This is a genomic window from Tunicatimonas pelagia (assembly GCF_030506325.1).
Taxonomy (GTDB): Bacteria; Bacteroidota; Bacteroidia; order Cytophagales; family Cyclobacteriaceae; genus Tunicatimonas; species Tunicatimonas pelagia.
This window is the reverse complement of sequence record NZ_CP120683.1, coordinates 4873426-4891990: the sequence shown is the minus strand read 5'-3', so window position 1 is coordinate 4891990 and position 18565 is coordinate 4873426. Positions and strand designations below refer to the sequence as shown.

General features: G+C 44.8%; 17 protein-coding genes. 4 read left to right on the top strand and 13 right to left on the bottom strand.

The window, feature by feature from the left end; translation table 11 throughout:
• From P0M28_RS20910 to P0M28_RS20850, 13 genes are all read right to left on the bottom strand, one after another.
• Complete coding sequence (locus P0M28_RS20910; protein ID WP_302204847.1) at positions 1 to 459, bottom strand: DoxX family protein; 459 nt, start codon at positions 457 to 459, stop codon at positions 1 to 3.
• A 32-nt stretch (positions 460 to 491) separates the two neighbouring features.
• Positions 492 to 1118, bottom strand: a complete 627-nt coding sequence (locus P0M28_RS20905) for a hypothetical protein (protein ID WP_302204846.1) — start codon at positions 1116 to 1118, stop codon at positions 492 to 494.
• A gap of 95 nt (positions 1119 to 1213) precedes the next feature.
• Positions 1214 to 2104, bottom strand: a complete 891-nt coding sequence (locus tag P0M28_RS20900) for a helix-turn-helix domain-containing protein (RefSeq protein ID WP_302204844.1) — start codon at positions 2102 to 2104, stop codon at positions 1214 to 1216.
• A gap of 288 nt (positions 2105 to 2392) precedes the next feature.
• Positions 2393 to 3295 carry a zf-HC2 domain-containing protein gene (locus tag P0M28_RS20895; protein WP_302204842.1) on the bottom strand — a complete coding sequence of 301 codons (903 nt, stop codon included), beginning with the start codon at positions 3293 to 3295 and terminating at the stop codon, positions 2393 to 2395.
• 366 nt (positions 3296 to 3661) lie between these two features.
• Entirely contained in the window at positions 3662 to 4036 is a 375-nt protein-coding gene (locus tag P0M28_RS20890) for a hypothetical protein (protein WP_302204841.1), read from the bottom strand.
• Positions 4037 to 4068: 32 nt separating this feature from the next.
• Complete coding sequence (locus P0M28_RS20885; RefSeq protein ID WP_302204839.1) at positions 4069 to 4836, bottom strand: SDR family NAD(P)-dependent oxidoreductase; 768 nt, start codon at positions 4834 to 4836, stop codon at positions 4069 to 4071.
• A 32-nt stretch (positions 4837 to 4868) separates the two neighbouring features.
• A complete protein-coding gene (locus tag P0M28_RS20880) occupies positions 4869 to 7331 on the bottom strand; it encodes a TonB-dependent receptor (RefSeq protein ID WP_302204838.1) in 2463 nt (820 codons plus the stop codon).
• Positions 7332 to 7402: 71 nt separating this feature from the next.
• Complete coding sequence (locus P0M28_RS20875) at positions 7403 to 9436, bottom strand: STN domain-containing protein (protein WP_302204837.1); 2034 nt, start codon at positions 9434 to 9436, stop codon at positions 7403 to 7405.
• Positions 9437 to 9462: 26 nt separating this feature from the next.
• Positions 9463 to 10485 carry a FecR family protein gene (locus P0M28_RS20870; RefSeq protein WP_302204836.1) on the bottom strand — a complete coding sequence of 341 codons (1023 nt, stop codon included), beginning with the start codon at positions 10483 to 10485 and terminating at the stop codon, positions 9463 to 9465.
• A gap of 67 nt (positions 10486 to 10552) precedes the next feature.
• Positions 10553 to 11179 (bottom strand): RNA polymerase sigma-70 factor, encoded by a 627-nt coding sequence (locus P0M28_RS20865; RefSeq protein WP_302204835.1) that lies wholly within the window; start codon positions 11177 to 11179, stop codon positions 10553 to 10555.
• A 264-nt stretch (positions 11180 to 11443) separates the two neighbouring features.
• Positions 11444 to 12244: a zinc ribbon domain-containing protein gene (locus tag P0M28_RS20860; RefSeq protein ID WP_302204833.1), complete on the bottom strand. Its 801-nt coding sequence runs from the start codon at positions 12242 to 12244 to the stop codon at positions 11444 to 11446.
• Positions 12245 to 12252: 8 nt separating this feature from the next.
• Complete coding sequence (locus P0M28_RS20855; protein ID WP_302204832.1) at positions 12253 to 13350, bottom strand: Nif3-like dinuclear metal center hexameric protein; 1098 nt, start codon at positions 13348 to 13350, stop codon at positions 12253 to 12255.
• A 367-nt stretch (positions 13351 to 13717) separates the two neighbouring features.
• On the bottom strand, positions 13718 to 14125 hold the full coding sequence (locus tag P0M28_RS20850) for a putative signal transducing protein (RefSeq protein ID WP_302204830.1): 408 nt from the start codon (positions 14123 to 14125) through the stop codon (positions 13718 to 13720).
• Positions 14126 to 14541: 416 nt separating this feature from the next.
• On the opposite strand from P0M28_RS20850, the gene P0M28_RS20845 reads away from it, so the two are divergent.
• The 4 genes from P0M28_RS20845 (at position 14542) to P0M28_RS20830 (ending at position 18565) form a co-directional block, all read left to right on the top strand.
• Entirely contained in the window at positions 14542 to 14724 is a 183-nt protein-coding gene (locus tag P0M28_RS20845; protein WP_302204829.1) for a hypothetical protein, read from the top strand.
• A 41-nt stretch (positions 14725 to 14765) separates the two neighbouring features.
• The gene (lpxK, locus tag P0M28_RS20840) at positions 14766 to 15842 is read left to right on the top strand and encodes a tetraacyldisaccharide 4'-kinase (RefSeq protein WP_302204828.1); all 1077 of its coding nucleotides are present in this window, start codon (positions 14766 to 14768) and stop codon (positions 15840 to 15842) included.
• Positions 15839 to 17866 (top strand): putative porin, encoded by a 2028-nt coding sequence (locus tag P0M28_RS20835; RefSeq protein ID WP_302204827.1) that lies wholly within the window; start codon positions 15839 to 15841, stop codon positions 17864 to 17866. The genes lpxK and P0M28_RS20835 overlap by 4 nt, the downstream gene beginning before the upstream one ends.
• A gap of 357 nt (positions 17867 to 18223) precedes the next feature.
• Positions 18224 to 18565, top strand: coding sequence for a PadR family transcriptional regulator (locus tag P0M28_RS20830; RefSeq protein ID WP_302204826.1), 342 nt, complete (start codon positions 18224 to 18226; stop codon positions 18563 to 18565).

Sequence of the window (18565 nt, the reverse complement as noted above, 5' to 3'; positions counted from 1 at the left end):
TTAAAGGGTTTTTGCGCCGGGCTGAGGGTTGAACAGCAGCAGATCGACCGAGAGCTTACCCCCTCCTAGTAAAGCCAGTGCGCCACTCATGGCTAGCACCAAAAGATGATATTCAAAACCTTCTTGTCCTGCTTCCAACTGCCCCCACCAGTTCATAGAAAAGCCGATGTCCCAGTGCACGAAGGTGATCATGCCCACAAAAAGACCAAAAAGCGCAATGGCATTGATTCGGGTAGCAAAACCAACAATCAGCAGCAGACTACCGATCGTCTCAACGGCAATGGTAAGCCAAGCCAGGATGATGGGCATTCGCAGGTATTCGGTGAAGAAGTAGATAAATTGGCTGTATCCTTCTCCGCCTAATTTGCCTATTCCGTGAATAAAGATGATGATGCCCAATACGATGCGTAGCACAGTAGAGGCCCAATTCTCAGATGTATTGAAGATGAGGTATTTCATTGTTTTCTTTTTTTATGGTTTACTCTGATTTTTTATTGAAACTCCAAGCGGAAAAACAGCCCTGGCTGAAAATCATACTCCCAATCGTTTTCGAATTGAAAGTTGTTGAGGGCAATACCGGTTTGTATTAAGCCGAAGTCGCCCCCTAAGCGAAACTGTTGAAAGCTAAACAGATGGGTCTCAGCGTTAAAATTGAAGGAGAATTGCCCCTGAAAAAACCCTTTCACCTTTTCGGAAAAGCGGGGGCGGTACTGCACAATGGAGAAAACCTCGAAGTCGGGGCTGCGCTTAATTTCGGAGGTTACATTGGCCGTGACAAAAAATTCTTCTCGGTAGAAGCTATACTGAACACCACTCAAGGCTACCGCCCGATCCGGCAGTAAGCGGGTTCCTACGGCTGGCCCCCAATTCTTGAATAAGTTGTAGTTCAGCAAAGAGTACGACATGAAGATACTTTCTTCGCTGTCATAATTATACTCCGCCGTATTCAGGCTGAAGAGGCTCAGCTTATATTCATCGTCGAAAGGCTTGATCCACCACGTTTCGACGATAAGGTTTTCGTCCGTTGCGGCAGTTTCTAGCACCGTCTGTCCGTACAGTGGTACGTGTATGATGAAACCTACCAAAAGAAAAAGTAGGGTACTACAGTATGTTTTCATATTGACTAGTTTGTCTGTATTGTTTAGCTACAAGACAAAGGTCAATAGAAAAAAGCCGGAATTTTATATGTAAAAAGAGGTAAAAATGGTAAAAATCAAGGTGATTTTCGGTACTGATTGGGAGTCAGCCCGGCCTCAGTCCTAAAAAACGTAATAAAATTTGAGGTGTCGTTGAACCCCAACCGCTCGGCTACTGTGGCAATCGTATCTTTGTTTTGCGACAACTCAGCTTTGGCATTGAGCATCAAAAACTCTTTGGCTACGGCCTTGGCCGATTTGCCCGTCGTTTTTTTCACCGACTCCGATAGGTACGAAGTACTGATATTCAGCTCAGCCGCGTAGTCGCCTAAGTGACGTTGGTAGCTGACCTTTTCTTTTAGGAGACTTTCGAATAAGAAGGCAATTTCTTCGGCTCGGTTAGAAAACACGAGTTGAGCATTAGGTTGCTGGTAGAGGTTATTGGCTTTCTCAAGGAGAATAGTCAGGTAGGCACTCAGAATAGTAGAAGAACTGGTGGATGTTCTTTCCTGAAACTCTTGGAGTATTGTTCCCATTAGGCCGGTGATCATCGTGCTTTCCTCATCAGCAAGAGCGAGTGCGGGGGAAGTATTAATATTGAAAAACTGGAAGTTTCGGTAGAGATCAATTCTATGGTAGGTTTTATTCAGAATTTCGGGTTTGAACAACAGCATATAGCCCAGCGAATTGTCCTGAAATGAATTGATGCGCCACGACGAAATATTGAACGGTGTAGAGAAAGACAGCATCTTATCGCTCGGGTTGAATGAGGCATCGCCCACCTGAACGTCCACATCGTGCCCCTGTCCGTAGCTGATCTCAAAGAAGTTGTGCCGGTAGGGTCCTACCTCAAATGACCTATCACCAAAATAGTCTTCAATCTTGAATACAAAAAGATCGCCAGCTTCGGATCCATGCTCAATTTCAAGGACGTCTAAATATTCTGATATAGTATCAAAGATTTTCAATCTCGATGAATTACTGAAAATTTATTTGTGTCAACGTAGCGTTACGAAAGAAGCGATTTAAAGTTTTTACAAGGCTTCAGAGTTACTGATAGCGATTTTCAGTGCTCTAGGAGGGAAATCTGACTCAAATCTCCAATATGAATTTTGGCTATCCTTTAAGCGACTTAAAGATGCTGAAAACAAAGCGGTTCTGACAAAACAACTTCTAAAACTTTAAATCACTTCATAGAAAAAGCCCCTGAGGATGTATTCTTCAGAGGCTTTTTTTGTTCTATCAATGATTACTGTTTAACGTTGTCCCCCACCAGGCACTGGAATTACCGGTGGAGCTGTACTTCCCACGGGAGTAGATATGTCTACCTGCTTAGCTACATCCATTTTCTTAACAGTAGATAAACTTTTAATTGGTTTAACTTCAGGTTGAGTAGCTAATTGCGAATCAGCTTCTACCTTTTCGACAATTGGTTCGGTGACCTTGTTAGTATCGGCTACTTTTTCTACTGGACTAGATTCCCTTTCTGGCTCTTTCTCCTTGGGAACGGCTGTTGCCACTTTTTTCTCCACTGGAGCAGTTGGTTTATCGGCTTTAACCTGAGGTTTAGTAGTAGTTTTCTTCACTGCTGGTGTTACTTTCTTTGCTATCGGCTTCTTTTTAACAGGCGCCGAAGGCTTATTAGTGGTTGCTCGCTCGATTTTCTTCTCAACCGGACGGTTATCAGCCAGTCGGTTATCGTCTTTCTTTTCAGTAGGCTTGGTTGCTACTTCCTTGTTTACTGGAACCGCTTTAGCGGCTAGTGGCTTGCCCTTAACCGGTAACCCCACCTCATCTGACTGATAATTGGCTACTTCCTTATTGATAATATTCTTCACCCCAAAAAAGGAAAAAATCATTAGAGTTACCACCGCAGCCGCAGTGCGAATGGCTTTAATCTGAAAAGAAGATAGGGTAGACCGTTTTGCTATCTTTTGTTCCTTCAATTTACCTGATAGCTGCTTAGCGTAGGCATTATACTGATCGGCTTCCTCAATTTCAATATAGTTCACCAACGCTGCCGAACAATGAGTGCAGTTCGCTAGGTGTACTTCTACCTGCCGACTTTCTTCTGCACTTAACTGACCGTGTAGATAGCGACGCATACGTGAGCGGGAAAGGTGCGTGCTGAACTCTGTGGTTTTGCGATTATTATTCATTTAAAGCGAATTTAAAAATCATGAAAATATTTACTTGGTAGCAATATTTCAATTTCTATACCCACTTGTGCTTTACGCTTATTCGTGTGCTTATACCATCGTACGTTAGTTGTAAGATTATTAGTCAAGGGCAGTAGCATCCACTGCTTAGTTATTACTAAATAGCAGTTTATTATTTGATAAGTACAAATATTAGACTGGCATTAGGCAAGCTATTTTCTTCATAACTTTCTGATATTCAGCGTTTTAAAACAAAACATAGTTACTTCGCTAAGTAGAAGGAATAGGTTATTGTAATATTTAACTCACAACGTACCTTTTCCTTCATTTTATCTACCATAGTCTCAAGAAAACATTAGCTTTTCTTTAAGGATTAGGCATCGCCTCTACGTAATCGTAGTTCAACAAACGGCTTAAGCGATTTACGTGCTCATCTTGGCTCACTTTTTCGGTTAAGTTTTCTACTAGCCGATCAGGCCCCATCACCATATTGCGCTGAATAGTTTCGTTGTCGCGACTGTAGTACAGAGCTACAAAGTCTTTATCGCTGATACCGAAGCGGTTTAAAATGCTATCCAAAAAGTCTTCAACTTCGGCCTGTTCACGGGCAGCAAAGCCAACGTAGGTAATATCTTCGTGTTCCTCAATTTTATGCCGAGGGTAATTTGTTACCGCTTTCGCCCGAAAATCTTGGTCGTCTTGTTCGTTCTCAAAGTGTGAGATCATTACGTAATGTTCCATTGTTCAAAAAATTTATTGTGTGTATAAAAAAATTAGTCTTCGTAAATCATTTTCGCAGTCATACCACCGTCAATAACCAAGTTTTGCCCGGTGATAAATCCACTTTCGCCGGAACAAAGAAATACCACCGCTCGCCCTACGTCTTCGGGGGTACCCACCCGGCCTACCAAGTGCTGAGTTCGGTCAGCCTCGCTATGCTGTACTTCCTGCCGTTCCGAGCGTTTCTGCCAATCTCGCACTTCTATCCAGCCGGGACTAATGGTATTTACCCGCACTTCCGGGCTTAAGCTAACAGCTAAAGCGTGCGTCAGCGCTACCAAGCCTCCTTTGCTAGCCGCATACGCTTCGGAATTGGGTTCCGACATCAGAGCGCGGGTAGAAGCAATATTAATGATAGCACCCCGCTGTTGTTTCAGGTACGGTGCTGCAAACTTAGCTGCCACGAATGCTGAACGTAAATTAATCGCCAGTATTTCATCAAACTCTACTACCGATAATTCATCTATCGGTTTGAAGCAGAATACCCCAGCATTGTTGACCAGAAAATCCAGTCGCTGGTAGCGATCAATTACCTGCTCGGTTAGCGATTGAATAGAATCTGCATCCGCCACATCGCAGTAGAGAAAAGTGGCCTCACCTCCTTTAGATCGCAGCCACTGTTCGCATTCTTTCCCGGCTGCCTCATCCCGGTCGGCAATTACCACCCGTACTTCGTGGTGCGAAAAAGCCTGCGCAATAGCTTTGCCAATGCCCTGTGCCCCCCCGGTAACCAACGCAACTTTTCCGTGAAAAGGATTCATCCACTAAATAACTCAGCAGCGTGACTTCTGTTCTAAAACTCGATACGATAGTTAAGGATCGGGATTAACCCCAACTGGAAAGAATCTACCATATCCCCCTCGGATGCACTGTAAAAGCGGGTAAAAACATTTGAACGATTGATTACATTTTGGACGTCCAGTGAAAGTATACTGGAGTACCTGGCTCGGTTCCAGCGGTAGCTTACCCGAACATCGGGTCGGAAGTAGTCAGGAACCTGAGCAGCGTAGGGTTGATCCCACTGTACTATGGCTTGACCCGCCTCCCGCGAAGCAGCAATATCTACCGGAGTGTAGCGATTCCCACCCACCCAACTTATGCGGAAGTTAAGCCCTAGTACATTATTCTTATTTCTCCCCACCTTAAATTCCTTACCTCCCAGAAAATTGACTACGTGATTTCCGTTAAAGCGCGTGTTGTATTCTTCACCATTGAGTGGGGTATACTTAGACTCAAACAGCGAGGTGGTGAGCATAAAATAGTAGTTCTGGGTAAAGAATTTTTCCAGCGTAAGTTCTAAGCCATAGTTGCGTCCCGTTCCGTTATTACCTAGCGGAAAATCTACTACTCCCTCCTGGTAGTTGATGAGCGAATAAGCTGCGTACCAAGGAACGTCGGAACCAGTCGATAAGCCGATGGGCACATCGTAAAGCTGTTGATAATAAGCTTCTACTTTCAAACGCAAGTCGTCGCGTAAAGTGCGCTCGTAGCCAACCACATAGTGACGTGATTTGGTTAAGTCCAGATTACGGTTGGGCTGGGTATACGGCTCATCTGGATTTTGGCGAAAAGTAGCAAAATAATTTACCAGTGGATCAACCCGGCTGTGAACCCCAAATCCGGCACTCAGGGTTTGTCTGGGAGCGAATGCCCAACGCATCCCGATTCGGGGTTCCAGACTCTGCTGTTCGTTCAACCGAAAGTACATTTGGTGCAACCCGGCATTAAACGTCAGGGCTTCAGTAGCCCGAAATTGCCACTGGGCGTAACCTTGCCACAGTTGGGTGCTGCCGTCGCTATCCACTTCAGTAAACGAAAGTGTATCTCTCGCTCCCTGAGCCAATAAATCAAAATTCAGGTGGCTGGCAATAACGCCGGTGCGAAGCGTATGGCGGGCACTGAATTTATGATTCAGCAAAAACGAGCCTCGCAAGGAAGACTTACGAAACCGCTCTTCAAAGTTATAGCTGAACGGAGGCTCTTCATCAGAAAAAGCGTTGAGCGACTGAGCGTAAGAGACAATAGATTCTAAGTACGTTTTTTTGCCGAAGAAGTATACGTGCGATAAACCTGCCGTGCCCATATTGTACCGGAAGGATTCGGTTTCCTCAGGGTCATCTATTTCCTGTCGGCTTAAGCCGCCTACGCCCCACAGCGAGAAAGAACCCGCTTTCTTGGTGGGCACATGAACTTTAAACGCCGCATCTTGAAAGTTAGGAATGGCATCGCCATTCACTTCAATACCTAATTGGCTTAATACAGCTAATGTAGAGTAGCGATAATTAACTAGGTAGGAAGCTTTACTATTCTTGCTAAACGGACCTTCAGCGGCAAAGTCTACGCCCAGAACACCTGCCTGAAAAGCGTACTCCCGTTTTTCGTTATTACCCTTACGCAGTTTGATATCGAACACTCCCGAGGAAGCATTACCGTACTCCGCCGGAAAAGCGCCGGTATAAAAATCGGAATTGTCTAGCATATTTACGCTTAGCATACTGATGCCACCACCCGAAGCTCCTATATCACCAAAGTGGTTGGGGTTGGGAACTTCTACTCCTTCAATTCGCCACAGTAAGCCTCGGGGCGAGTTTCCTCGGATTACAATATTATTAGACTCATCGTCATTGGAAGCTACTCCGGCAAAGGAAAGTGCCATGCGGGCGGGATCGTTCACGCTGGCAGCATAGCGTTTGGTTTCTTCTACGGTGAAAGAACGGGCACTGATGTACGCTAAATCATTGCTAGGCTTTCCTTTTTCCTGATCAGCGGCTGAAATCACAATCTCTTCCATTTGCACTAACGACTCAGTGAGGCGAATGGTCAGTATCACTTCCTTTCCTGAACCAATTACCAGCTCGGGAATCACCGCATTCTCGTAGCCAATGCTGGTTACTGTGAGTGTATGACGACCAATGGGTACGTTAGCAATCCGAAAGTTTCCGTCAGCATCGGTACTGCTACCGAGCAGTGGGTCAGAATTTTGAACGATAATATTCGCTCCCACAACTACCGCCTGCGATTGCTGGTCGATCACTCTTCCCCGAATGGTTTGAGTCAGTTCCTGAGCAACTAGTAGCTTGACTGTGAACAACAAAAGGAAAGTGAGGGCGACTTTTTTAGCCTGAAATCGGCGACGTCTGGTAGCTACTGACTTTGGGTATAGTTCTTCGTACCGCCGTACTGAATCTTCCCAGCCCTGAGCATAACTACGTTGGATAAACCTTAGTAACTGGAGGGCAGTATAATTTTTTTTCATGAAAACAATTGAAAATGAATAACAGAGAATTGAAAGTGGAAAAGTGATAATGCGAACATTAAGTGGAATAATTAAAAGCGAAGGCCTACGTTAAAGCCTACCCACATTTGCACATTAGTTCGGCCTTGCTGAAATCTGGTAGGTTCTCCTGGTATATCTGGTATGCTTGGTGTGTTCGTTCTGCCATCGTAGGTTTGGTTAAACAATCTGTAGGGTGCTAGATTACTACCGATGGTTCCGTCTCCATTTCTAATTTCCGATACCAGCACATTGAATGTAGGCGCAGCAAATAAGGCGAAGTTCTGAGAGAGCTGTTTAGAGAATCCGATTCTAAATGTATTCAGTAGATTGAGTTTCTGATTGTTACTAAATATCCAATTATCTTCTTCGTAAATTTGCTGAGATAGCAGATCGAGCGAGAGATCAACGGTAGGCGAGAGTGCAGTAACATGCCCCACTCCGTAGCCCAATCCGTAGCGAAAGTCAGTGTCAGCAAACTGCGAGCCAAAGGAGAAAATGTTATAAAACTTTCGTACTCCTATTTTAAAAGCCACATTGGCGTGCAGGGCTTCGCCTCCCCAAACTTCTAGCGCGCGGTAGCCATTTTTACGAACGATGCTCAAAAAGCCGATAGGTACCCCATCAATACTATCCGCTACATTGAGAAAACTAAGCTGTACTCCTTTTACATGTCGCGCAACATTGAGAAACCCGCTTGCTTGAAAGCCATTCACATCTCCGGTAGCTACATTGGTGAAACCGGCAATCTGCGCTCCGTCTACACTGTGAGCGTAATTTCCAAACCCGGCAAACTGCCCCCCTTTCATGCGACTAGTTGCTATATTAGCAAAACCAGCAGCTTGTACGGCGTGAGCGTCTTGAGTTATAATATTGGCAAATCCGGCTCCTTGCACTCCGTCAGTATAGCCCGTTGATAGGTTTAAGAAACCTGCACCTTGTACGCCTTCCAAGGAGTCAAGGTTTGTATTCAGGAACCCCGTAAACTGCCCCCCCTCCAGAACACCACCATTCAGATTTGCAAAGCCGGCAGCCTGTACACCGTTTACCCTGTTCTTTACCAAATTAAAAAAGCCGGCAGCCTGAACTCCACTCACAAAATCATTTTCTATATTACCAAAGCCAGAAGCTTCTACGCCATTCAATCCGGCAGAGTAGCCAATGAGGGCATGCAGCGATATCCGGTTGACATACTGACCAGCATTAATTCCGTTGGTACTCAGCGGATAAATCAATCCAACGTGGAACGGTCTCGTTTCGTAAGACGATTCTTCGGGCAAATTATTAAAAATCGCATGATTCATCCCTTGCCGAATTTCTCGAGTGATTTTGTCAGAGACAGGCGTTTTATCTGACTCACTAGCTTGATTCTTTTCCGGCTGATTGCTTTCCACTTTTTTCTCAACCAGAGGGACTTTCTCCGTTATAGTTTCTGATACAGTGTCGGCTTCAGTAACTGGATTTGGTTGGTTGGCAACGGTAGTTTCTTCGGTTGGTTTTTTTGTGGTTTCCTCCTGTAGAATTTCTTCTCCTTGAGTAAGGTCGTTAGAGACATTGTTACCTGAGAAAACCTCATCTGGTGATTGGCTATTAGGCACACTATCTTCGGTAGATGACTCCTCTTCTATGAGAGGTGATACGTCCGTTTCGGTAGATGTAGTTAGCTCAGCATCAGAAGCACTAGTGGGAGCAGTACTGGTGCTAGAGGATTGATTAGGAGTAGTGTTTTTCTCTATCTCTGGAGCTGGTGTCCGGGTTTCTTGCTTCTCCGGGATATTTTTTAGTACGATCTGATCATCTACTAACTGGTAAGAAAGAGAAGTATCGCTCAGAACCGTATCCAACACTTTGCCCAAAGGCACATTTTCAAAGTTTAACGTAACGGATAATCCATTGGGTAACTCGTTGTTGAGATAGGCAAATTTTAGCCCATACCGCTGCTGAAGGTCAATCAGCACCTCTTGCAAAGTAGCATTCTGATAAGTAGCTGATACTTTTTGTCGGAGAATATCAGTTTGAGGTGGGTAAAAACTGCTTATGCATAGTAGTAGCAGTCCTCCCACGAAGGAGTATAATGAAGTTGTCATCACTTTTAGTGTTTAAATGCTGAAGATCATTTTTGGCAGCCCGCCCCACTCAGGGTATACTGCTTGCCTTGCTGTTGGTACGATAAATTGCCAATGGCTGATAAAGTGGTTAGTACTGATTCGGGAGTCGCTCCCTCGAAAGTAGCCGTGTAGCGACAGTTAGCGAGGGCTGGTTCAGCCAGATTAATGGTAATTCCAAAGTGCTCTTCCATCTGATGAGCAATTTGCTGTAAATCGGTATTATTGAATGTTAGTACGTTGTTTTGCCAGGCACGAAAGTTAGGATTACTGATTTCTCGCTTCTGAACAATAGCCGTATGTTCAGTTAGCACGGCCTCTTCACCAGGTTCCAAAAAAACCGCATCATCCTCATTGGTGGACGAGAACGCTACTCTCCCACTCACTACCTGCACGGCTACGGGCATTTTGGGGTAAGCTTCCAGATTAAAGGAAGTGCCAATCACCTCAGTTTTAGCTCCTTCGCTGAAGATGGTAAACCGCCTTCCTTCGGCTTGTTTTACATCAAAGAAGGCTTCTCCCTCCAGGTATACTATGCGGTTTTCTACGTTAAAATTATCGGCGTAGCGTAAAGTGCTGTTGCTATTCAACCAAACCTGACTACTATCGGGCAACGTTAGCTGGGTAGTTTCCCCGTTGACTACCGCAAACTCCTGCCAGTTAGCTTCTGGGCTACGGTTATACCACAGCCAACTTAGCGCGAGCAACAGTGTGATTGAAGCCGCCACCCCTGGCCACCAAACTAGGCTTCGCAATTTAGATTGACGAGTGGTACCCGTGCCAGCAGAGTAGCTTACCGTCTGCTGCTCGCTCCGAAACAGAAAGCGTTGCCAACCTTCTTCTATATCTGGTTCATAGAAAGGTTCGCCTTGCTTACTTTCACGCCAAAGCTCTTTTACCTGCTCAACCGTAGCTTCATTTTCCGGACGCTTTTGCTGCCAGTCAGCTAATTGCTCAGCCTCTTCTTTGGTTAACTCACCCGTAACCTGCTTGGCAACTAATGTCCAGATATCGTCATTGGGCTTTCCCATGTATCGTACCAACTATTACTATTACCGACAAGTAGACGGCTACCCTACCTATTCGCCGAAAATTTTTTTAAAGAGTTGATTGAAAGTAATCTTTGAGTTGCTCTCGCAAGATTTTAAGCGCTTTCCCCATGTGCTTCTCCACCGATTTTACGGAGATGCTGAGCGTTTGGGCAATCTCGGCGTAGCTTTGTTCTTCAAAGCGACTTAGGGTAAACACTACTTTGCATTTCGGGGGCAAGGTATCAATAGCTGCGCGAATACGCTGTTCGGTCTCTTGATAGGCAACGGACTCATCAATAGTATTGATGCCTACTTGGTTCTCGTATTCATCACCCAAGGTAGTTTGGGGTTTTGTTTTTTCCAGGTAATTAAGCGTAGTATTGATAGCAGCTCGATACAGATAGGCTTTCACCGACTTCTGCTCATCTAGTTGAGTACGATTATTCCACACCTTTAAAAATACATCCTGAACGATATCCTCCGCAACAGCGGAGCTTCGCACCATTTTGTATACCGTTTGGCAAAGTGGGCCGTAGTACACACGAAAGTATTTTTCTACTGAGGATTCTGGCGATGAGGAATCAACTGATTGGGAAATTGAGGTAGATGATAAATTGGTTGTCAGCTTGCTGCGTATGAACCAATAATAAACTCGCCACACTAGATGGTTTGGTACAGTACCAGTTATGAGCATATTGTGAGTAGGTCTGTTGCTCAGCAATGGTGCAAGTTATATGCCAAGCGTTTTTTATCTCAATAAAGGTACTAATACTCCGGCAAATTGTACGAAAGCGAGCATAATTGTCCGTTTTCGTACATATTTTAGCGTTCAAGTATTTGTAGATGCTCGGAATAAGAGAACACATAAACATAGTAGTCAGTCCCTGCGAACCTGTAAGCTCGAACAAAAAAAGGCAGCCTTATAAGCTCCCTTTTCAGTATTTGTGTATTCTCAATTTTAAGAAGATTTCCGACGGCCTCGCTTAGGCTTAGGCTCTTCTACTACTACTTCTTCTTCCACATCAGCCAAAATGCGCCCTGAATATTCATCGAAGATAATGCGCTTGCGCTCTCTGATCTCCACAATACGCTGAGGAGGGATAATGATGTTACAACCCTCGGCAGCACCGCGTACTACTTTTACCACGGCCAGGCCATTAGACAGACTGTTCCGTAGCTTTTCGTAGTAGTTGAGTAGTTTGCGGTCTATTTCACTAATCTCTCCGGCCACTTTAGCGCGCTCGTCTAACAGCTTCTTCTCGTCTTCTTCGCTTTCAGCTACAATAGTTTCCAGTTCTTTTCGCTTGCTTTCCAAATCTTTTTGGCGCTGATCAATTAGTGCTTTGGTATCTTCTACCTGCTCCTTAGTTTGATCAATTTTAGCGTACGCCTCTTTAGTACGCTTTTCCGAGATTTGAATTTCCAAATTCTGTAGTTCAATCTCCTTGGTGATAGCATCGTACTCGCGGTTGTTCCGCACGTTCATCTGCTGCTCTTCGTACTTCTTAATCAGCCCCTCAGCCTCTTTAATTGCCAGTTTGTTGTTCTCAATATCTTGCTCTAGCTGCTCTACGTCGCCTACGTACTTATCGTGCCGGGTCTGATAACCCGCAATCTCATCTTCCAAGTCGCTCACTTCTTCGGGCAGTGCGCCTCGTATCTTTTTGATCTCGTCTAACTCCAGGTCAATATTCTGTAGCTTCATCAGCATATCTAGCTTTTCGGCTACGGTTTTTTGCTGCGTGGTGGTGCTTTCCATACGTAATTTTATGTGTAAAAAACGGGATTGGTGTTGGCCTTCGCCAAACGAACTGCAAAATTAACAAATTTTTTGCATAAAAATTCCTGGATCAGCTCTTTTGTGTAAACCTCGCTTTCGTAGTGCCCAATATCAGCGATCATCAGGTGGCCATCGGCATCAAAAAATTCGTGATACTTAAAATCAGCCGTCACAAAAACATCAGCGCCCTGCCGGATAGCCTGCGGTAGCAAAAAGCTCCCTGCTCCGCCGCAAACCGCTACCGTTTGCACCGGACGATCAAGAACTGCGGTATGCCGAATAACCGACAAGTTCATTTGAGTTTTGAGATATTTCAGGAAGTCAGCGGATGGCATCGCTTCCGCTAGTTGCCCAATCATACCCGAACCTACTTCCTGGTTTTCATTTTCTAAATTGTGTAGATAATACGCCACTTCTTCGTAAGGATGCACTTTCCGCAAGGCTTGAAGTACACGATTGGTTAGATGGTTCGGTAAAATCACCTCAATGCGTTGTTCGTCCACCCGCTCTAGCTTTCCCGCTTCACCAATGTGCGGATTGGCCTGCTCATTGGGCTGAAACGTTCCGATGCCGCTCACCTGAAAGCTACAGTTTTGGTAATTGCCAATATTGCCCGCCCCAGCTGCACTAAGCGCATTGAGCACTGCTTCCGCATTTTCGGGGGGCACAAAGGTGGTAAGCTTCCGCAGGATTTGGGGTTTGGGAACCAGTACGCGAGTTTGCTGTAGCCCGAGCTTTTCAGTAATCTTGGCATTCACGCCGTTGGATACATTATCTAAATTGGTGTGGATAGCGTAGATGGCAATATCATTCTTGATTGCTTTGATAATTGTCCGCTCAATATAATTGCGCCCCGTCAGGCTTTTCAGCCCTCGGAAAATAATAGGATGGTGGGCAACAATCAGATTACAGTTCTGCTCAATGGCTTCATCCACCACACTCTCAATGGCATCCAGACTGACTAAAACACCTTGCACTTCTGCTTGCGGATTTCCGGTAAGCAGTCCGGCATTATCATACGATTCTTGGTAGCTGCGCGGGGCGATAGTTTCCAGATAGGTGGTTACGTCGCGTATTTGGGTCATAATTTGCCTGTTTTGAGAAAAACGAAGGTACAAAAGTTGTGTAATGAAGAATAGCCATCGTACTAACTCCGGTTAGTACTCCTGAACCTTATCCATTAATTAAACCTTATTCTGATAATTATTTACCCCGAGGTTCATGATGTCACAAACCTTAGAAGTTTATCGGAATATCCTCTATTGCAGATTCTTACATCAACGGTTAAAACAAAAGCATAAGTTTTAAGAATCCGATATATACGCTGGTCATCGGTGAACTGGAGCAAGTTCCGGCAGAATATCTACCTTCTTTGCTCAAGATGGTGCGGGCTTTTCGGGAAGAAGTAACTTTAGCTCCTAACAAAAACACTTCCCTTCCCATACGTTATAACTATTTAAATTCATTTCCGCACGATTTACATTTGTAGACAGTTTTGTAGTAAATAGGAAAAACCATCAATAAAAAAGAGGTTATTGCCGATAAAATCCCTTTTGTTCCTTTCATAGACTTAAATCCACTATAAATATCTTCAGACTGGCAATTGGGACATTGAATAATCTCACCTTGGTCATTTGTTAGTGGAGAATTTATGGTTTCCTCAATAATTGTAGCTGCTTCGTCAAGATCAATTTTACTAACTTTTAGTTTTACTCCCCCAACAGTAATGTTGTACAGAGGATTTAGCCCAACGATATTTTCATCGAATAAGAAACAGGTGATGTTTTCGTTCTCAAGCTTAGACTTCATCAGATGAGCCTCAATTGGATTATCAAAAGTTTTTATCGTTACTAATTCCAAGTTTTAATTTTTTGTGCAACATTCCCTCTAAAAGAGAGTGATTTCTAGATAATAAGTACAGTGAATTTTACAGTTCCTTTCTGATGAGTTTTCGCAGTAGAACTATATTCAAAAAAACAGCTACAACTACAATGAGTAGATACGTAGGATCGGAAAAAATATAGTCCCATTGCTTATTCACGCTCGGTTCCTGTCCTCCGATACTCGATAACAGAGTAGTAGAATTACTCATCCTTTGGGAAGCAAATACCACATAATAAATTAACATTCCTGTACCCATAATCTGTTAGATTTTACTTTTCTCAGGCGCATTACAGTAAGATCAGCTACTTACAAAGCAAGTTCTGCTAGCTGATGTCATTGATTTTACTAACAGCTTTTGCTTACTTCACGTAAAATTAACGATTCTTGTAGGAGTGAAAGTTCTCATCGAAGACATAATCAAGCAACTAAAGGATATTCAGGGTGGCAAGAACTGGATGGGAGCGAATTTTAGCCGAAAACTTGGTGTGATTAGCGAAGAAGAAGCGTTCACCCGCCCTACGCCGAATTTGCATAGTGTAGCCGAGGTCGTTTCTCATCTGACCGTCTGGCGATAAATTTTCTTAAAGAACCCAAAGTTTAGCATCATCCCCTACCCTTGGTAAATTCTTTCAAACCATTTGTTCTCACTGTTAGCCAAGTTCTACTTTGGCCGTTTGCCGTATTGTACAAAAGCATTACCCGCTTTCGCAACTACCTGTACGACACCAATTACAAGAAAACGCTGGATTTTACTCCCTTTATCATTAGTGTTGGCAACCTGAGTGTAGGTGGCACCGGAAAATCACCGATGATTGAGTTTCTGACCGATTGGTTATTACGAGAGAGTTATGCTGTGGCAATACTGAGCCGGGGCTACGGACGGAAAACCCGGGGAGTGCGGTTGGCTACGGGTGAAGACTCAGCCGAAACGCTGGGCGATGAACCGTACCAGTTTTATCGGAAATACCAGCAGCAACCCGCGGTGGTAGCGGTTGCCGAAGAGCGAGTGCTAGGTGTGCCCGAAATTATGCACCACCACCCTGAAACGGAGATAGTCTTACTGGATGATGCTTACCAGCATCGGTCTATCGCCCGCAACCTAAATTTACTGCTTACCTCTTTTGACCGTCCATTTTATCACGACAGGGTGCTTCCGGCCGGGAGACTGCGGGAAGGGCGATCGGGGGCCAAGCGAGCTGATGCTGTAATTGTGACGAAGTGCCCGAATGAGTTGAGTTCTACTCAAAGAGATGAGGTCACCACTCAGATTTCACGGTACACCCAGCCAAACACTCCAATTTTTTTTAGCGGAATTCGCTACGCCGACCCACAACCTGTGTTTGAGGGAAGCGAGATGAAGGAAAAAGTGATTGCTTTCTCCGGCATTGCTCGCCCCAAATTATTTCAACAATACGTACAACATCATTTTCTTACCCAAGAATATATTACTTTTGCCGATCATCACCGTTATACGGAAAAAGATATTGAAAACCTTCGCAAGCGCGCTCAAGCCCAAAACGTTTGCTTTATGACCACCGAAAAGGATATGGTAAAAATGATTAGCGGTTCACTCACGCAGCAATGGCAACAATTACCGCTCTTTTACATCCCCATTCAAACGCACTTTTTACCAGACAATACCACCTTTACTGACTGGTTACGTCAGCAAATACCAACCCCGGCCGTATCTTGAGAAATATCGTAAACAAGTCATTCGCCAGGTTACTAATGGGGGGAATGCTAGTGATTATTTGTTTTTCCCAGGGGTGGGCCCAGCGACCGGGCCGGGTAAATATTCCGACCGATACCACCAGCCAGACCGAGGAAGATACCGTGCAGTACGGCCCGGAAACCTCCCAATATATTTATCAGTCAGACTTGCAAAACAACCGGGTTATTTACCAACAGGTAGATACGGTGTTGACGGGAGTACATAACTACAGCCGGATAGAAAACTTTTTAAATTACCAGCAGCACCTTGGAGCAATTGGTATGGCTAGCCGAAATATTTATCCGGTAGCCCCTACCACCATTGGTGCCGACATTGGATTGGATGCCTACGATATTTATGTCACTGAGCCCGAAGATGTACGCTACTACGACACCAAATCACCTTTCACCCAAATGTTCATCACGTTTGGAGGAGTAGGCCGAGATGTGGTAGACGTTACTTTTTCTCGCAATATTGGCCCCAATCTAAATTTTGGTTTGAACGTACGAACGCTCAGCATCGATAAGCAATTAGGCGCTGCCCGACGACAGGGCGATAAGGTAGTACCACGATCTAGCAATATCACGGCATTTATGCACTACCGCAGTGAAAACGAGCGGTACCAATTAATGGTGAATGCTACTCGCTTCGGACATACGGTGAATGAATCGGGGGGAGTGGTGGAAGATACAGCTACTGATAGTGGGTTATCAGAATTCTTTTTTGGACAAGCTTCCCAGGTCTGGCTACGAGAGTTTGAAGCGAAAGAATTTCGGTTCAACTATCATTTGTACCATCAGTTTGAATTGAGCAAACTGCTCCAGGTGTATCATCAGTTTACCCGTCGGCACCAAAATAACTTTTTCTTCTACCAACTAGGTAATGAAACTATCGATACTGACTCGGCTACCCGTTACTTCTCGCGGGTGCTATTAGACACAGCACAAACCGACGACCGCATTGAGTACGATGTCTGGGATAATGAAGTAGGGCTGAAGGGCAGTTTAGGCAACTTATTTTACAGTGTACATTACCGCATCCGCCGACCGATTGTTTACTATAATCAGGATACTGTGCCAACGTTGCCGGTTTATGGGGATAATCAGGTAGACGGAGAAGACTTTACTGAACTCTACGCTGGTTTTGACCTACGGCTCGATCTGGGCGACAGCACTTTTTTAGGTGGCGGAGTAGAATACCTGAATACCGAAAGCTACCGGATAGAAGCTAATTTTAACAACCCCATTCTGAAGGCAAACGCGGTTAGGGCACGGGTGGTGCCCACGTTTACCGACCAGCAATTTATTGGTAACCACAACTACTGGCGAAACTCTTTCGAGCCCACGGCTATCGACCAAATTTCGGGCTCACTGGAGTATCCATTTCCCAATATTTACTTGCGTCCGTTTGCTACACTTTCTAACATTAATCGCCCCATTTATTATCGACGAGATACTACGCTAAACAGTCGGCAGGCCTACCCTGAACAAGCCGGTGGCGCGGTGCAAGTGCTCTCGCCCGGAGCCGAAGTACGGATTGACTTTTTAAAGAAGATGCACTTCCAAGGGCAAGCTATCTACACCTTAACGAGCGGACGAGCCGCTGATGTTTATCCCGTGCCCGAGCTTACCGCGTTTGCTCGGTTGTACTACGAGAACATATTTCTGGATGGAAAAATTGTGTTGCAGATCGGAACGGATATTCGCTACACCAGCTCGTACCTGGGTTACGACTACGATGTAGCGACCCAGCAGTTTTTCTTACAGCCCAACGGATTGGAGAACCTCGGCCTTATTGGAGATTTTCCGTTACCCCTTCCCAATGGCCAGAGCTTCCCGATTGCCGATGCATTTGTTAACCTCAAGGTGCGTACGGCTCGCTTGTTCTTACGCATCCCTCAGGTGACTGAGAGTCTATTTGAAGAGGAAGGCTATTTTGCTACGCCTTTTTATCCGGGGCAACCCTTCGCCATTGATTTAGGAATTAAGTGGCAATTTTTCGATTAGCCCACTTTTCGTTCTAGAATTTTCAATCGCTGCTCAAACTCATCCATCCGCCTGAATTTATCACGGATGGCTTCAATTCAGCAGTAATCAAAAGTTATGTTCTGAGCTCTCAGTACTTCCATTTGCTGATCCTGCTTACGTAACATCTCAGCTAATAGTGTAGCTCGACCATTATTCACAATTACAATACTAGCGAAAAGGTGGCAATAATGGATTTGTCTGAGACTTACTTACCTGTTCAGTAACGAACAACTTCTGAACGAAACCGGACAGTATTTTTCTTTCCCCCTTTGATTTTCCTCATTCTATCGCTTTGGCACCGTGCTTGCCAAAGGAAAATAGACAAAGGTGAAACAAATGAGTCAACGCAACCATTTAGGTGAATTTGAAGAAATCGTTTTGCTAACCGTAGGTATCCTCTACGACGATGCTTACGGCTTAGCTATTACTGATGAAATTGAGCAGCGTACCAGCCGTAAAGTTACACTAAGCTCGGTGCATAAAACGCTGATGCGCTTGGAGCAAAAGGGCTACCTGCATTCACAGATGGGGGGAGCTAGCGAAGAGCGGGGCGGACGAAAGAAACGGCTGTTTACCATTACCAATTCGGGAAAAGAGGCCTTACGAGAAGCCCGACAGATGCGTAATGCTCTATGGCAAGCAATTCCTCACATTGTGTGGGAGGGAGGCAATATTTAA

Bases quoted from the DNA above. Each gene is read 5' to 3' on its own strand.
- P0M28_RS20855 (WP_302204832.1), bottom strand. From the start codon at position 13,350: ATGACCCAAATACGCGACGTAACCACCTATCTGGAAACTATCGCCCCG.
- P0M28_RS20830 (WP_302204826.1), top strand. From the start codon at position 18,224: ATGAGTCAACGCAACCATTTAGGTGAATTTGAAGAAATCGTTTTGCTA.
- P0M28_RS20870 (WP_302204836.1), bottom strand. From the start codon at position 10,485: ATGGGAAAGCCCAATGACGATATCTGGACATTAGTTGCCAAGCAGGTT.
- P0M28_RS20880 (WP_302204838.1), bottom strand. From the start codon at position 7,331: ATGAAAAAAAATTATACTGCCCTCCAGTTACTAAGGTTTATCCAACGT.
- P0M28_RS20860 (WP_302204833.1), bottom strand. From the start codon at position 12,244: ATGGAAAGCACCACCACGCAGCAAAAAACCGTAGCCGAAAAGCTAGAT.
- P0M28_RS20895 (WP_302204842.1), bottom strand. From the start codon at position 3,295: ATGAATAATAATCGCAAAACCACAGAGTTCAGCACGCACCTTTCCCGC.
- P0M28_RS20910 (WP_302204847.1), bottom strand. From the start codon at position 459: ATGAAATACCTCATCTTCAATACATCTGAGAATTGGGCCTCTACTGTG.
- P0M28_RS20890 (WP_302204841.1), bottom strand. From the start codon at position 4,036: ATGGAACATTACGTAATGATCTCACACTTTGAGAACGAACAAGACGAC.
- P0M28_RS20905 (WP_302204846.1), bottom strand. From the start codon at position 1,118: ATGAAAACATACTGTAGTACCCTACTTTTTCTTTTGGTAGGTTTCATC.
- P0M28_RS20865 (WP_302204835.1), bottom strand. From the start codon at position 11,179: ATGCTCATAACTGGTACTGTACCAAACCATCTAGTGTGGCGAGTTTAT.
- P0M28_RS20875 (WP_302204837.1), bottom strand. From the start codon at position 9,436: ATGACAACTTCATTATACTCCTTCGTGGGAGGACTGCTACTACTATGC.
- P0M28_RS20885 (WP_302204839.1), bottom strand. From the start codon at position 4,836: ATGAATCCTTTTCACGGAAAAGTTGCGTTGGTTACCGGGGGGGCACAG.